The 13,932-nt window shown below is 42.0% G+C and carries 15 protein-coding genes; 14 read left to right on the forward strand and 1 reads right to left on the reverse strand.

Annotation, left to right across the window (positions count from 1 at the left end; translation table 11 throughout):
• Positions 1-239 precede the first annotated feature (239 nt).
• The 3 genes from NDA01_RS08775 to NDA01_RS08785 all read left to right on the forward strand — a co-directional run bounded on the left by NDA01_RS08775 (position 240) and on the right by NDA01_RS08785 (position 3,554).
• The gene (locus NDA01_RS08775; RefSeq protein WP_348227645.1) at positions 240-2,255 is read left to right on the forward strand and encodes an S-layer homology domain-containing protein; all 2,016 of its coding nucleotides are present in this window, start codon (positions 240-242) and stop codon (positions 2,253-2,255) included.
• An 87-nt stretch (positions 2,256-2,342) separates the two neighbouring features.
• Positions 2,343-2,768, forward strand: coding sequence for a hypothetical protein (locus tag NDA01_RS08780; RefSeq protein WP_348227646.1), 426 nt, complete (start codon positions 2,343-2,345; stop codon positions 2,766-2,768).
• Positions 2,769-2,831: 63 nt separating this feature from the next.
• A complete protein-coding gene (locus NDA01_RS08785; protein ID WP_348227647.1) occupies positions 2,832-3,554 on the forward strand; it encodes a hypothetical protein in 723 nt (240 codons plus the stop codon).
• Here the strand turns inward: NDA01_RS08785 and NDA01_RS08790 are convergent.
• Positions 3,551-3,994 (reverse strand): hypothetical protein, encoded by a 444-nt coding sequence (locus tag NDA01_RS08790; protein WP_348227648.1) that lies wholly within the window; start codon positions 3,992-3,994, stop codon positions 3,551-3,553. The genes NDA01_RS08785 and NDA01_RS08790 overlap by 4 nt on opposite strands.
• A 447-nt stretch (positions 3,995-4,441) precedes the next feature.
• Here NDA01_RS08790 and NDA01_RS08795 point away from each other — a divergent pair, with 447 nt between their 5' ends.
• From NDA01_RS08795 to NDA01_RS08845, 11 genes are read left to right on the forward strand one after another with little or no spacing between them, the layout of a single operon-like run.
• Entirely contained in the window at positions 4,442-5,689 is a 1,248-nt protein-coding gene (locus NDA01_RS08795; protein WP_348227649.1) for an ABC transporter ATP-binding protein, read from the forward strand.
• Positions 5,690-5,715: 26 nt separating this feature from the next.
• Complete coding sequence (locus NDA01_RS08800; RefSeq protein ID WP_348227650.1) at positions 5,716-6,246, forward strand: acyltransferase; 531 nt, start codon at positions 5,716-5,718, stop codon at positions 6,244-6,246.
• Positions 6,239-6,910 (forward strand): class I SAM-dependent methyltransferase, encoded by a 672-nt coding sequence (locus tag NDA01_RS08805; protein ID WP_348227651.1) that lies wholly within the window; start codon positions 6,239-6,241, stop codon positions 6,908-6,910. Before NDA01_RS08800 ends, NDA01_RS08805 begins: the two co-directional genes overlap by 8 nt.
• Positions 6,911-6,945: 35 nt before the next feature.
• Entirely contained in the window at positions 6,946-7,734 is a 789-nt protein-coding gene (locus tag NDA01_RS08810; RefSeq protein ID WP_348227652.1) for an FkbM family methyltransferase, read from the forward strand.
• The gene (locus tag NDA01_RS08815; protein ID WP_348227653.1) at positions 7,727-8,701 is read left to right on the forward strand and encodes a glycosyltransferase family 2 protein; all 975 of its coding nucleotides are present in this window, start codon (positions 7,727-7,729) and stop codon (positions 8,699-8,701) included. Before NDA01_RS08810 ends, NDA01_RS08815 begins: the two co-directional genes overlap by 8 nt.
• Positions 8,702-8,706: 5 nt before the next feature.
• Positions 8,707-9,291, forward strand: a complete 585-nt coding sequence (locus NDA01_RS08820; protein ID WP_348227654.1) for an acyltransferase — start codon at positions 8,707-8,709, stop codon at positions 9,289-9,291.
• 50 nt (positions 9,292-9,341) lie between these two features.
• Entirely contained in the window at positions 9,342-10,145 is an 804-nt protein-coding gene (locus tag NDA01_RS08825) for an FkbM family methyltransferase (RefSeq protein WP_348227655.1), read from the forward strand.
• A 6-nt stretch (positions 10,146-10,151) separates the two neighbouring features.
• A complete protein-coding gene (locus tag NDA01_RS08830) occupies positions 10,152-11,234 on the forward strand; it encodes a glycosyltransferase family 1 protein (protein WP_348227656.1) in 1,083 nt (360 codons plus the stop codon).
• A gap of 39 nt (positions 11,235-11,273) precedes the next feature.
• Positions 11,274-12,239: a glycosyltransferase family 2 protein gene (locus tag NDA01_RS08835; protein WP_348227657.1), complete on the forward strand. Its 966-nt coding sequence runs from the start codon at positions 11,274-11,276 to the stop codon at positions 12,237-12,239.
• Positions 12,240-12,241: 2 nt separating this feature from the next.
• Positions 12,242-13,123: an FkbM family methyltransferase gene (locus NDA01_RS08840; RefSeq protein ID WP_348227658.1), complete on the forward strand. Its 882-nt coding sequence runs from the start codon at positions 12,242-12,244 to the stop codon at positions 13,121-13,123.
• Positions 13,124-13,133: 10 nt separating this feature from the next.
• A complete protein-coding gene (locus tag NDA01_RS08845; protein ID WP_348227659.1) occupies positions 13,134-13,901 on the forward strand; it encodes an FkbM family methyltransferase in 768 nt (255 codons plus the stop codon).
• Positions 13,902-13,932: the final 31 nt, after the last annotated feature.

Raw genomic sequence — 13,932 nt, forward strand, 5'->3', positions numbered from 1 at the left:
TTTAGCTTTTTCGACGGTTGATCCTGTTTTATGCGGATACTCAACCTAACAGCCTGTAAGCGAGATCAGATCGGGTGCTGGCTGGCAGTTGGCAAAGGATGTGGATGTTGTCTGAGCAATGTTCACGACAGACAAGAGATTTCCTGGTGGGTAGTAGGAGTGGTTCAGTCATGATACCGAGCGATCGCAGGCTTCTTCAGAGTCCAAATAGCAACACTACAAATGAGCACAAGCGATTTTTGTTGCGTGCTGTTTGGCAACATTGGGTGCAAAAAGAGACGGTGAGTTATGTTCGCACCGTGGCTACCTGTACATTGTTAGCTTTAGTAGGAGCTGGCTTAACGCCAGAAGCTAAGGCAGATGTGGTCGTTCCATTGGCATCAGTCCCAGAACCTGGCAGCTCTGTCGTTTCAACTAACGCGGCTGATTTAGTCACCACACCCGCGATCGCGCCTCCAGAAAGTTCTGCGGTTACTGAATTTGCAGCCACAGCTCTTCCAGATGCCCAGCTAGGTTGGTCATCTGCATCAGTGGAGTCAGCCGTAACGATCAATGATTTAGTTCCAGCACCGGATGTAACTGACAAATCTGTGTCAGTCTCCGACTCTCAATCCGCAGTGGTTGCTTCAGAGGCCGATCGCCCTGAAACTCCGGTTGTGGCGGGACAACCGAAACAACTAACTGCCGCTGAACCAACTGCAATTACGCCTGAGCCTAAAACTAGAGCAGAAACTCTAAGACCTGAGTTTGCACCTCAGCGCCGTGAATCTAACCCTGCGCTCGCGCCTGTATCCAGCTCTAGAAGCGAATACCAGGTAGCCCAAGTTAGCTCATTTTCAGATATTCAAGGCCACTGGGCGCAAAGCGTGATTGAGTCGTTGGCATCCAGAGATGTGGTGCGTGGCTTTCCCGATGGCACCTTTCGACCCGACATTACAGTGACCAGAGCCCAATTTTCTGCGATCGTGCGGCAAGCCTTCCAAGTGCAACCCGTCCGCACCTCGGTACAGTTCTCAGATGTATCCACGAACTACTGGGCTTACAGCGCCATCGACGAAGCCTACCGCTCTGGGTTCGTCTCCGCATCTGGCAACAATGTGTTTCTTCCCGACCAGGGTATCTCCCGCAACCAAGCGCTGGTGGGCTTAGTCAATGGCTTGAAATTGACCTCGGAGTCAACCAGTGCCGATATTTTAGAAACTTATTTCGAAGATGCGGCCCAGGTGTCAACGGCAGAGCGAACTGATTTAGCGATCGCAACTGACAAGCGCTTGGTCGTCAGTTATCCAAACGTGAGAGCGCTGAACCCGCAGCAATTAGCCACTAGAGCTGAGGTAGCGGCTTTTATTTACCAAGCCTTAGTGCAAACAGGTGAAGTATCGGCGCTGGATGCAAGCACTACGGCAGCGCAATATATTGCTGGCGCAGCAACTACGGCTGAAACTCCTGCCACCTCACCATCACCGACATTGCCAACTACGCCGACGACAGCAGCAGCTCCTTCCGAGGAAACGATTCAAGACTTGCAGACTCGCTTGCAAGCTGTGCAAACTGAGTCAGAAAATTTCGGCAATGTCTTTGAAGGATCGCCTGCTCTTAGCATTGCTAACCCGGTAGGCTTTGGGGCTGATAATGGCACTGGCTTTATCAGTGCCTTTTATCAAGAGCGCACCCGACGCAGTGACAAGGACGATGCTGCGGTAGGAATTGGAGTTGGTTTAGGAGATGCCCGTAAAAATGTTGGGGTCGAGCTTTCCTACACGATCGCCAGTTTTGGTGGTAACAGAGACTTTGGCACAGGTGGCTTTAACGTGAAAGTCCATCGCGCCTTCTCAGAAGATTTTGCCGCAGCGGTGGGATGGAATGGTTTCATTACCATCGGCGATGAGTTTAATGAGGACTTTGAAGATTCCTTCTACGCTACTGCCACCAAGATTTTTCGTACCCGCCAAGACTTAAGCGCTCCCTTTAGTCGAGTCGCTCTGACTGGAGGCGTTGGCAACGGTCAATTCCGCACAGAAGACGACATCTTTGAGGAAGACGAAACGGTGAACGTGTTTGGCAGCTTGGCGGTACGAGTGGTCCGTCCAGTGAGCGCTATCGTGGAATGGACGGGGCAAGATTTAGCCGCAGGGCTCTCGATTGTGCCATTCAAGAATCAAAGTTTAGTCATTACTCCAGGGCTGCGCGATATTGCAGGGGCAGGAGATGGCGCTCGGTTTGTCCTAGGGCTGGGTTATTCGTGGAAGTTTTAATGAGTTGAGGCGGTAAAGGATGGGCGATCGCGAACCAGGCTTTACCCTAAATCGCAGGAATTGGAGATTTGAGTCAGGAGCAATATTATGCCTAAAACCCCAATGAATACTTGGCTACTCAGCATGCTCTTGGCTGGAGGTGCTCTGGGAATGACTCCATTGAGTGCTTACAGTCAAGAAATTCCAGGAGGGTTCAATTCTGATATTTCTGGTGGCAATGTTATGAACAACACTGCTCCCCGGTTTCCTTCCAGACCTGGTCTGAACCCTGACACCCTGGCAACAGCGAATCGGCTGGCTCAAGAACTAACGGCGGCTCGCAATGCCTACAACACGACTGAGCAGGCAGTGACCCGTGTGCCCCGGCGCTTTGCTCGTGGGCCTGGTGAAGAATGTGTGAATCCAGCTTTGTCTCGCTTGAATGAAGCGATTAGAGCGTCGCAGGAATTTCTCAGCGGTTTGGATAGTTCCCAAGTTGAACAACTCAAAAGCGCGAACTTGAAGATTTGGTAACCATTCCAGCGTTGAGGGTTGGCAGTGGTCTAAGTGAGGAGTAACTCTATGGGAAGGCAGGCAATGCGAAACAAAGAGGCTGGAAGTATTGGGTGGTGGCTAGGCGCGATCGCGAGCAGCTTTTTATTAGGAGGATTGGCGGCTCCAGTCCAAGCTGAGGAAATCTTTGGCACAGAAGGTATCCGCTTTGATGTGGATACGATTGTGGAGTTTGAGTTTATTGAATCCAACGGGGCGTACCAGTCCATTTTTGGGATTGTGAACTTAGACACGGGAGAGAGGACGCCGCTGTTTACGGAAGTGAAGCCTTCTGACAATCCTCAAGCGTTGATGGAACCCTCGGATTACAGTTCTGACATTGGTACTAGCGATAACGATGATTTCTTGGGCACGCCGGGCAATACGGTGCCTGAACCTTTGGCTGAGTTTGAGTTTCAAGCCAATACTCGCTATGCCTTCTATTTGGAGTCTAGCTTTCAGGGACGACCTGCTGGCGTACTTTATTCCACCAATTTCCAAAACCAAACCAATGGCAGCAGATTGGTGAGATTTGAGGGAGGGCTGGGCAACCTGGCCGACCAAGGCATTGCCATTATTTGGGATGATACAGGGTCTGTGATTGTGAAGCCCAATGCTCAAGACCGAGACTTTGATGACTTTTTGGTCCGAGCAGGAGGGCACTTGGCTTGCCCCTACGACTCAACCACAAGCCAGCAACAGTCGCAGCTCAAGTCTGCCAGCCCTACTAGTAATGGCATGCTGATTAGTCAAGCGTCCTGCCGCTAGAAGCTGTTTACCAAGGATTCAGCTTGCTGAAAGTGAGTAAATCCTTGGTACTTAGAGAGACGGGCTAATTGCTCTAAGGAACGGACACCGAAATAGAGATGCCCGCCAATTTCCCAAGTTGGGGTTTGTTTGATTTGCAATGCTTGACAAAGGCTGGCCTGGGCATTTTTGCCGTTGGCGTTGCACTCGATATAGGTTACTTGCTTGAATGCGGCTTCACCAAACAATTGCCGCTGGAGCAGGCTAAAAGGACAGTTATAGGCACCATACATTTTTATGTTTGCCTGGGTTAGGTGAGTGGCTAGGCTAATCTCGGCTGAGGCAGTACCAGGAGGTGTAGTGGTGGGATTGGTTACTGCTTCAGCTTCAGCGGTTGGGGTGCTGATGGCGGCGCTGGAGAGAGCGATCGCGATCGCCACTTTGAAGAATTTGCTAAACATGCTGACTAAACCTAGATCTGTAGCGAGGAGTGAGGTGAGAGTGAGTGATGCCTGGAGAGGTCAGCCACACTTCTCAACATATTAGTGAGGGCGATCGCAGGTTTGTCAGGGCAGAATTGCTGATTAATTAGGGCTCCATTCGTTAGCCTGAGGGATGCTACGGATGGTTGCATCTCTATGTTTACCGGAGCTGTTGCTGTCTGTGCTAGAAGCTAGAGGGAGATTTACAGGGAGATGTTGATGCAGGCAACAAGGAGAGACGGAACAGAGCTGAAACTCTCTTGCTCGCATTATTTATATGATTATCCTTTGAAGAGAGTTTTTAAATATGAATTTAGATTAATTAATGCTTAATTTCCGGGTATCTTTTATGGGATCAGAAGACTATTAAGAGCAAATAGAAACTTAGCTTAGACGGAATATTTAGAAGTAATTTATTAGCTGAGTATGTCTGATACGGTGATCCGGGTTGAGAACTTAGGTAAAAAATATATTATCGGTCGCCAGAAACAGGACAGATACCTGACTTTACGAGATGCGATCGCTCAAACAGCTCGGTCAGTAGGTCAGCATTTTTTACCATCTAAGCACAAAGAAAAACTGCGACTTGATCAAGAAGAGTTTTGGGCGCTTAAGGATGTCTCTTTTGAAATTAAGCAGGGCGATCGCGTTGGCATTATTGGCCGCAATGGTGCGGGAAAATCTACATTATTAAAAATTTTAAGTCGGATTACAGAACCTACGACTGGGCGTATCTCTATTAAAGGTCGAGTTGCCAGCTTGTTAGAGGTTGGTACAGGGTTTCATCCAGAACTAACAGGGCGAGAAAATATTTATCTCAACGGTGCCATTCTCGGCATGGGCAAGACTGAAATTAACAGAAAGTTTGATGAAATTATTGCCTTTGCTGAAGTTGAAAAATTTTTAGATACACCAGTTAAGCGCTATTCCTCTGGCATGTATGTGAGGCTAGCATTTGCTGTAGCTGCTCACTTAGAGCCAGAAGTTTTACTAATAGATGAAGTTCTGGCTGTCGGTGATGTCCAATTCCAAAGAAAATGTTTAGGAAAGATGGAAGAAGTGGCTGAAGAGGGCAGGACAGTGATATTCGTAAGTCACAATATGGCTACTGTAAAACAACTTTGTTCTAAAGCATTTTTAGTATCAGAAGGTACTTTGATTGGTCAAGGCTCATCTCTTTCAATAATTTCCCAATATACACAAATGCTCATCACTCCCAAAAATAGTCATTCATCTTACAAACATATAAAGGGAGATGGCAGAGGAGAAATTAGAAAAATATTTGTTAGCTCTGAAGAGCAAGGAGCTATTTCTATTTTTGAGAACATAAAGATTTTGATTGAATACTTTATTAATGAATTAATAAGTGAACTGGAGTTTTTCGTGATCATTCACTCTGTAGACGGTGAAGCACAAATTAGCTTATTTCAAAGGGATTCTAATATTTTTATTAAGCCTGAATTAAAAAATGGAAAAGTAGTGCTTAGACTAAAAAACTACTTGATGCCAGGTAAATATTTTGTTTCTGCTGGAATTTTTGATAAATCAAGGCAGTTTATAGATTGGGTAGAGTACGCAGAAACCTTTTACGTAGAAGACTCTTTTAATGATGGAAGAAAGTATGATAATCGAATAGGTAAAGTTAGCATACTAGGAACTTGGGAGAGCTCCTAAATCAACGATAAATAAAGTCCAAATACATGCAGAAATATAAGAGCATTTGTCTCGACATAATAAGTTTCTTTGATATTAAAATGTGCAATCTTTTAGTTGAGGCGAGAAAGCGTGAAATAATCAGAAAACTAAAAGCTTGTGGCAGAGGCATAGTTTTTCAAATGCCAATTCATATTAATGGTCTAAATAATGTTGAGTTGGGTAATTATGTATCCATTGCAGCATATGTTCATATTTGGGGTGAGGGAGGCGTAAAAATAGGGAATCGAGTGATGATTGCATCCCATACAGCTATAACTTCTCTAACTCATGACTATAATCAGGCAGATATGCATACAACTTTGATTAAAGGAATGGTTGTGATTGAAGATGACGTTTGGATTGGGACACATTCAGTGATAATGCCAGGTATTTCTATTGGTAAGGGTGCTGTTATAGGAGCAGGTTCTGTGGTTACAAAAGATGTAGAACCTAATTCTATAGTTTTTGGCATTCCTGCTAAGCACTACAAATTTAGAAATGAGATGCTAGACAATCAGAGCAAAGAACATGATTAAAAGCTTTATTCCTAAGTATTTTCGTGACCGTCACCGTTACAAGTGGCGTAATTTTGAATTGTTTTTTTATGCTGCCTTAGGTAAGGTCAAGAGGCAATTCATACGTCCACCTTTTCCAGATAGCAGTTTTAAGGAAATCAACTTACATCTCGGCTGTGGTTCTATTGATCGCCCTGAGTTTATTAATATTGATGGTTTGGCAGCCCCTCATATCCATTATGTAAGAGCCATCGATAATTTAGCTCCTTTCAAAAGTAATAGTGTCAATCTGATATACGCTTCTCACTGCTTAGAGCACTTTCCCTATGCACAAGTACCTTTTGTATTGTCCGAATGGTACCGTGTTCTCAAAGAAGCTGGCATTCTTAGAATTTCTGTTCCAGATTTTGATCTGTTATTAAGAATATACGAAGAAAATAACCGCAATCCTGAAACTGTAATTTATCCCCTTATGGGATATCAGAGTAATAAGCTTGATGTCCATATGTCAATGTTTAATAAGTCGAATTTAACTTCATTATTAAAAGAAGCTGGCTTTGCTCAAGTTGAAGAGTGGCAACCAGGTTCTGATCAGCTTACCACTTTTGATGACTGGTCCTCTAGAGGAATAGTTGTAAATAGTAGAAGCTACCAAATAAGCCTTAATCTTCAAGCAGTAAAATAATTAAAACAAAGCTCAATATAGAGGATCTAAAGCTTATGTTTTTCAAGAATAGGCTTAAAAAAATGATAAAGCTTTTAATAAAAAAAATGGGATATGAGTTAAAAAAAATCTCTGAGGGATCTGTCAGTCAACATTATGACGCTTTTTTTGCTCAGGAGTATCTTTTTTCAGGCTCAGAGGTAAAAACAATTTTTGATGTTGGAGCAAACGTTGGCCAAACCGCCTCTGAATATAGCAAGCGCTTTAAAGAGGCAAAAATTTTCTGCTTTGAACCCTTTAAAACTACTTTTGAGTCGTTGCTTGATAACTTTAAGAATAATGATTTGATTAAGCCATTTAATTTAGCTATATCTGATTCTATAGGCAATAGAACTTTCTTTTTTAACCGAGCTGATACTACTAATTCACTACTGCAAATTAGTTCCTGCTGTAATAATTATGTTGACCATAAGCTGGTAGAAAATCTTGGCTCTTCAACTGTTTCAACAACTACTCTGGACACCTTTTGTAAAAAAGAGGAAATAAATAATATTCAAATCCTAAAAATGGATATTCAAGGTGGTGAGCTGATGGCACTACAGGGTGCCACAAACTTGTTAAATCTGCAAGCAATAGATTTGATCTATACGGAGATTCTTTTTGCTTCACTTTACGATGGCCAGACTAACTTTTATGATTTATGTGAATTTCTTCAGAAGAAAAAATATTTCCTTTATGGCATATACAACCTTAACTATGGAAGAAATACAACTTTAGCCTGGGGAGATGCAATTTTTGTAAGCAGTAATATTCAAGATAAATTGAATAGACAACTTAGTGAATGAGACTAAAAAATACCTGTATCAAGATAAATTAGGATCTACTGCTTTGAGAAATATACGAATTTCTGAAAAAACTCTTACCTTAACAGATCTACCTTTACCTCCTCCAGGAAAGCAAGGCTGGCCTTGGACTAAAGCCGTAAAATCAACGGTGCGAAGAAATTTTAATGTTTTGGAATGGCCTAAAGTTAGTATTATTACCCCTAGCTATAATCAAGCCCAATTCCTTGAAGCAACTATTCGCTCAGTGTTGTTACAGAATTACTATAATCTAGAATACATAATAATCGATGGTGGTAGTACTGATGATTCTGTAAAAATTATCAAAAAATATGAAAAATTCTTATCGTTTTGGGTCAGTGAAAGAGACCAAGGACAAGCTAGTGCAATCAATAAGGGAATTAGGCAAAGTAGTGGTGAGATCTTAGGGTGGCTTAATAGTGATGATGTTTATGCTCAAGGAGCTCTCTTTCACGTGGCTAAAGCCTTTAGTTACAATCCTGAGTCCATTGTTGTACATGGGAATCGCATTCTGATTAATGAGAATGGTGAGGTGACTGGTTGGTCCCAGTTACCTTCTTTTAATCCTGAGACATCCTCATATAATGTTTGCTCAGAAACTGCTTTCTGGAAACGAGCTGCAATGGAAACAGTTGGTCCATTAAACGATAATTTAGAATTTGCAATTGACCTAGAATTTTTTGGAAGATTATATAAGCACGGTAAGTTTGTCAAACTAAATCAGTTTTTAGGCTATTTTCGCTGTCATCCAGCAAGTAAGAGTAGTACTATTGCGCATATAGGTTGCGAAGAAGCTGAGCGAGAATGGAATAAGTTGTTTGGTCCAACTGATCAGATTATATCTATTAATTATAAGCCAAGTGTTATTCAGAAATTGTTTACTTTGATCAAGCACCCACAGGAAATTGGTTCACCTTATCTATTTTATCGTTTATTCAGAGAACGATAGCACTAATGCTCAAATTCAAGTTTAATCATTCACTTTTTATAAAAATCATAAGAGTATTAGGGCGAATTCACTTTGATGGACTTTTGTATATTGCTAATCGAATAGTTGCTCGTATTCCATCTCATTGGATTCGCTTAGCATTTTATCGTTCTTGCCTTGGTTTTCAAATCGGTATAGGAAGTTATATTTTTATGGATGCTTGGTTTGATAGTAAAAAGAATTTCAAAATGGGTATGAACAGTGTTGTCAATCAAAAATGCCGCTTAGACAACCGAGGCGGAATCACGATCGGAGATAATGTTTCTATTTCTTCAGAAGTGTGTATTTTAACGGCTGACCATGACCCTCAAAGTAAAGACTTTTCAGGAGGAGTTTGGCCTGTCACTATCCAGGAATACGTATTCATTGGTACAAGAGCGATGATTCTACCGGGTGTGATTTTGGGTAAAGGTTCTGTCGTGGGTGCAGGCTCTGTTGTAACTAAAGATGTTGCACCTTTTACCATCGTAGCTGGAGTGCCAGCTAAACCAATCGGCATTCGTCGTTCTGATTTAGATTACAGCGCCAGCTACTGTCGCTTATTTTTATAATTACTTTAAAGGTTAAAGTTTTACAAAAAAATCTGCACAGGCCTTTAATTATGAATAAACCAATTTCAAATCGGCCTTGGTTAATGCAGATCAAACCTCTATGGTTGAGAGAGAAGCTTTATTGGAAACTTTATCGGCAATACTCTCAAAAGTTTAAGGCACTATTCCAGAGCGCAAAATTAGAGTTTGCCCCTCAAGTGCTACTGCAATTAATGCCAACTGATACAGCTCACCAGGAACTAGCTTTTCTTGGCTTTTATGAGCTTGAAGTCTCGCGTCGGATTGCTAAATTAGCTCAGCTCGGCGGTCTGATGGTTGATGTAGGGGCTAACTATGGTTACTATTCCTGTTTGTGGGCTGCGGTCCAAACCGACAATCGAGTTGTTGCTTTTGAAGCGTCTCCTAGGAATTTTGCAGCTCTCAACCAGAACCTGAAACAGAATCAATTAACATCTCAAGTAACGGTTCATCAGACTGCGGTCGGTCAGCTAAAAGGCAGCTTACCCTTTACTTTGGGGCCTGAGGAGCAAAGTGGGTGGGGAGGATTACTAGGACAAAATCAAGTTAATACCATTGAAGTACCTGTTGTCTCCCTAGACGAGATTTTTCCGTACGAGCAATCTGTGTCTATACAAGTTCTTAAAATTGATACAGAAGGAGCAGATACCTGGGTGCTTCAAGGAGCAATTAATCTACTGCGATCGCACCGAGTTCAACACATCTTTTTTGAAGAAAACCTAGTGCGAATGGCTGAGCTGAATATTCAACCTGGTGAGGCTCAAACTTTGTTAAAAAACTGTGGATACCAAGTTGCGAGTCTAAGGAAAGGTGAGTGGTATGCCAGTCTTAAATAAGCTGTAATGCTCATTCAAATTGTTCCTAGACTTCCGCCCGACACTGATGGAGTTGGTGCTTATAGCTTGAAATTGGCCCAACAGCTTCATCAAAGTTATAGGCTAGAAACCCACTTTTTAGTGGGAAACTCAAATTGGAAGGGAGAATCCTGTGTGCAAGGATTTTCGGTCAGTCACAGTTCTCAGCCATCATCAGCGACTTTACTTTCTTTCTTGCCTCACGAGCGCAACTCTGTAGTTCTACTCCATTACGTTGGCTATGGCTATGCCAAACGGGGTTGTCCTACGTGGTTGATAGAAGGGTTGGAACAATGGAAAGCTAAGAGTTCTGGGGCACAATTAGTCACTATGTTTCATGAGATCTATGCTTCTGGGCCTCCTTGGACTAGTGCTTTTTGGCTCTCACCTCTCCAAAGAAATTTAGCAACTCGACTAGCAAAATTGAGCGATCGCATCCTCACTAGTAAGCAGCTTTATGCAGAGCTACTGTGTGAGCTAGATCCTAAGCACCACTCTCAAATCCCAGTTCTGCCTGTTTTTTCTACTGTAGGAGAACCAACACAAGTCTTACCATTAGCAGAGCGGGCACCACAATTAGTAGTATTTGGCGGTCGGGCTTCTAGGCTGCGAGTATATCGGGAATCAATCGATACCTTAATAAAAATTTGTCAAACCCTAGGTATTAAGAAAGTCTTAGATATAGGACCACCTACAGGTTTAAATTTATCCTTTACTAAAGAAGTTGTAGTCGTCGAGAGAGGTGCACTACCAGTAGTAGAAATCAGTCAAATCTTGTCACACTCTCTAGCAGGGTTTCTCGCGTATCCTCCTGACTTCCTAGCTAAATCAACTATCTTTGCAGCCTATTGTGCACATGGAATACTCCCTATAAACTTAGGTAAAAAAAGCAAGTCAGCAGATGGTATAGAAGCTGGAAAACATTATTGGAGTCCTGATATGCCTAATTCTGCTCTGAAAGACTTAACAGCAATGCAAGCGATCGCGGACTCCGGTTATACCTGGTATCAAACTCACAACTTACAGGTACATACCAAGACTTTTGCTGCATGTTTAGGCCATAATTCGTAACTACTTATGAGCCAAAAGCCACCAATCTACCCGGACAATGTGGAATTGGTCGTCATCATCAATTCATTCAACAGGCTACCTCTGTTGAAAGGGGCCTTGCCCTCGATTGCTCAAGCACTGTGCCACATTCCTCTGAATGCCGCAATAGTTATTTTTGATGCAGGCTCAACTGATGGCAGCAGTGAGTTTATACAAGCATTTACAGATCAAACCCCAAATCTTCGTATTCATTGTCTTTATCCTCCTTCTAGTGAAGATCGCTCCTTTAGCGCTGGTTGCAATAATGCAGCAAAGTTTGCAGCTCAAGAATTTCCTCAACTCAAGTGGCTCTTCTTCTTTGAAACAGACAACCTAATTAAAAACAATCAAGCATTACCTCTAGCCACTCAGCTTCTAGAGAAACAAGAACACTTGGCTGCTGTTGGGTTTACCGTTGAGCGTCGAAGTGGAGAAAAAGCAGGCTTCGGCTCTCGCTTTCCTACAGCTTTAGATTTTGTTCTAGGTCAACAAATTACTCAAAAACTCGGCCTAGCTCACCCACTTTTATCCCAATGGCATACTTTTTCAGGAACTCGTTGGGCAACTAGTGACACAGTTTTTACTAGTCCGTTGTTGGTTAAATATAAGGCTTGGCAAGAAGTTGGAGAGATGGACGCTACAAACTTTCCTTACTCAGACTGTGACCATGACTGGTGCTGGCGAGCAGCTAAACAAGATTGGAAAATCGCAGTTCTTGATACCACAGGGGTCATCCATGACAACGACATGCAAGTATCAGATTGGTCAGGCAATCGAGTAATTAATTTTCATCAAGCAAGATTAAATTTGCTCCTAAAACATCAAGGACAATGGGTGCTATGGCTCAAACCTCTTCTATTTTGTAGGCATGTTTTAGAGCTTATTCTACTGAGCATTAGGGCCTTATGCTCAAAAAGAGCAAAACACTCTTTTAGCCAGCGACAAATATTGCTAATGACAGTTCTTCAAGACTATAAACCTTTGTAAGTATGAAGAGTTTCATTAATCCTCATCAGTTTTTTGACAAAGTTCACTGGAAAGCGAGACAAAAATACTCCCAGATGCGCTGTTACTTGAATAATGGGCACTATGTTTGGGCCCTACCCAATCAAGCGAAGTTTGTTTCACGTCAAGGGGATGCCTTCTCTCATGTCTTATACGTTTGCAAAGGACATGAGAAAGTTGAAATGAACTGGTGTCAGCACTGGATTAAAGCAGATCAGGCTCCGCAATCAATCATTGATTGCGGAGCGAATATCGGTTATTTCTCGGCAGTTCTTTCACAAGCCTGCTCACTAGATCGAGTGCTAGCGATTGAAGGAAATCATAATACAGCTGAATTATGTAGACAAAACATCAAGATTCTTAATCTGAGAAATATTCATGTTATCGAATCGGTTCTTTCCGCAGATGAATCTGATTGTTACATAATTCCTAATAACCCTGGAAAAGAACCTTGGCAACGAGCAATTCAAGCTAGCCCTGAGATGGCAAGTTCTCATACTAAAACCCTCGATCGACTAGTCTCTGATTTTCAACTAGCTCCTAGTCTTGTAAAAATTGATTGTGAAGGATTCGAGACATTAATTCTAAAGGGTGCCTGTTCTCTGCTTAACATCATTCGTCCAGCATTCATGATTGAATGCAATGATTCAGCTTTGAAAACATCAGGCACGAATAGATATGAGTTATTCACTTTGTTGAAATCATTTAATTATAAACTATTTCATCTGGCAAGTTTTACAGGTTCCTATCCCTTAGGAATGGCGATTGAAGATAATTTTGAATCTTCAGAGTTTAACTTTGCTGCAATTCCAAACGATCAGAGTAATCTTGAACGGTGGAATCAATCAATTCAGACTTTTTTCTGACAATATTACTATGTTAAATAAGTTTCCTCAATTTCTAAACCAACTAGGATGCAAAATTCAAAATTATGGGTATTTGCTAGCAAATCCATCTTATGCGAAAGTGAGAGCTGGAAAGGGATGCGCCGAGCTCTATCGTTTACTAAATAAAGACTGGTTTCCTAAAAATGAAATTCAGCTCGTAGTAGACGTGGGGGCTAACGAAGGAAAATTTATCATCACTTCCCTTGCTTTAATGCCCGAAGTTGCTATTTACGCTTTCGAGCCTAATCTATTATTGGCTAAAAAGTTGAATTCACATAACTGGAATTCGAAAAAAATTAAGATATTTCCTGTCGCTCTTGGCAGTAAACAAACCGATTTGCCAATTAATATTACAAAGTTTTCCCCTGCATCTTCTTTCTTGGAGCGAAGCAATAAACTAGCAATAGAATTTCCCGAAACTGAAACCGATAAAATCGCTATTGTGAAAGTAGATAGGCTGGATCATTTAATTAACTCTTTAGATGCGGTGTATGACTCTATTTTATTAAAACTAGATGTTCAGGGATTTGAATTAGAGGTTCTTCAAGGAACGACAGAAATTTTTGATCGAATCCCTATTATTGTCTGTGAGGTTAACTTTGCAACCCTTTACGAAAAACAGCCTAGCTTGGAAGCTATACTTTCATTTTTGAGTAAGTATGGATATCAGCTCATTGATATTGGCAGTCCGATTCGGTCGAAAACTACTAAAGAAGTTTTATACGCCGACATTGTATTTAAAAAAGAAACTCTTTAACGCTTGTGAAAAAATAAGTTTAGTTTTGAAG

This window comes from Trichocoleus desertorum AS-A10, assembly GCF_039962155.1.
In the GTDB taxonomy this organism is placed as follows: Bacteria; Cyanobacteriota; Cyanobacteriia; order FACHB-46; family FACHB-46; genus Trichocoleus.

Excerpts from the sequence above, each read along its gene's own strand:
- NDA01_RS08780 (WP_348227646.1), top strand. The coding sequence starts at position 2,343 with ATGCCTAAAACCCCAATGAATACTTGGCTACTCAGCATGCTCTTGGCT.
- NDA01_RS08785 (WP_348227647.1), top strand. The coding sequence starts at position 2,832 with ATGCGAAACAAAGAGGCTGGAAGTATTGGGTGGTGGCTAGGCGCGATC.
- NDA01_RS08790 (WP_348227648.1), bottom strand. The coding sequence starts at position 3,994 with ATGTTTAGCAAATTCTTCAAAGTGGCGATCGCGATCGCTCTCTCCAGC.
- NDA01_RS08795 (WP_348227649.1), top strand. The coding sequence starts at position 4,442 with ATGTCTGATACGGTGATCCGGGTTGAGAACTTAGGTAAAAAATATATT.
- NDA01_RS08800 (WP_348227650.1), top strand. The coding sequence starts at position 5,716 with ATGCAGAAATATAAGAGCATTTGTCTCGACATAATAAGTTTCTTTGAT.
- NDA01_RS08805 (WP_348227651.1), top strand. The coding sequence starts at position 6,239 with ATGATTAAAAGCTTTATTCCTAAGTATTTTCGTGACCGTCACCGTTAC.
- NDA01_RS08810 (WP_348227652.1), top strand. The coding sequence starts at position 6,946 with ATGTTTTTCAAGAATAGGCTTAAAAAAATGATAAAGCTTTTAATAAAA.
- NDA01_RS08820 (WP_348227654.1), top strand. The coding sequence starts at position 8,707 with ATGCTCAAATTCAAGTTTAATCATTCACTTTTTATAAAAATCATAAGA.
- NDA01_RS08825 (WP_348227655.1), top strand. The coding sequence starts at position 9,342 with ATGAATAAACCAATTTCAAATCGGCCTTGGTTAATGCAGATCAAACCT.
- NDA01_RS08830 (WP_348227656.1), top strand. The coding sequence starts at position 10,152 with ATGCTCATTCAAATTGTTCCTAGACTTCCGCCCGACACTGATGGAGTT.
- NDA01_RS08840 (WP_348227658.1), top strand. The coding sequence starts at position 12,242 with ATGAAGAGTTTCATTAATCCTCATCAGTTTTTTGACAAAGTTCACTGG.
- NDA01_RS08845 (WP_348227659.1), top strand. The coding sequence starts at position 13,134 with ATGTTAAATAAGTTTCCTCAATTTCTAAACCAACTAGGATGCAAAATT.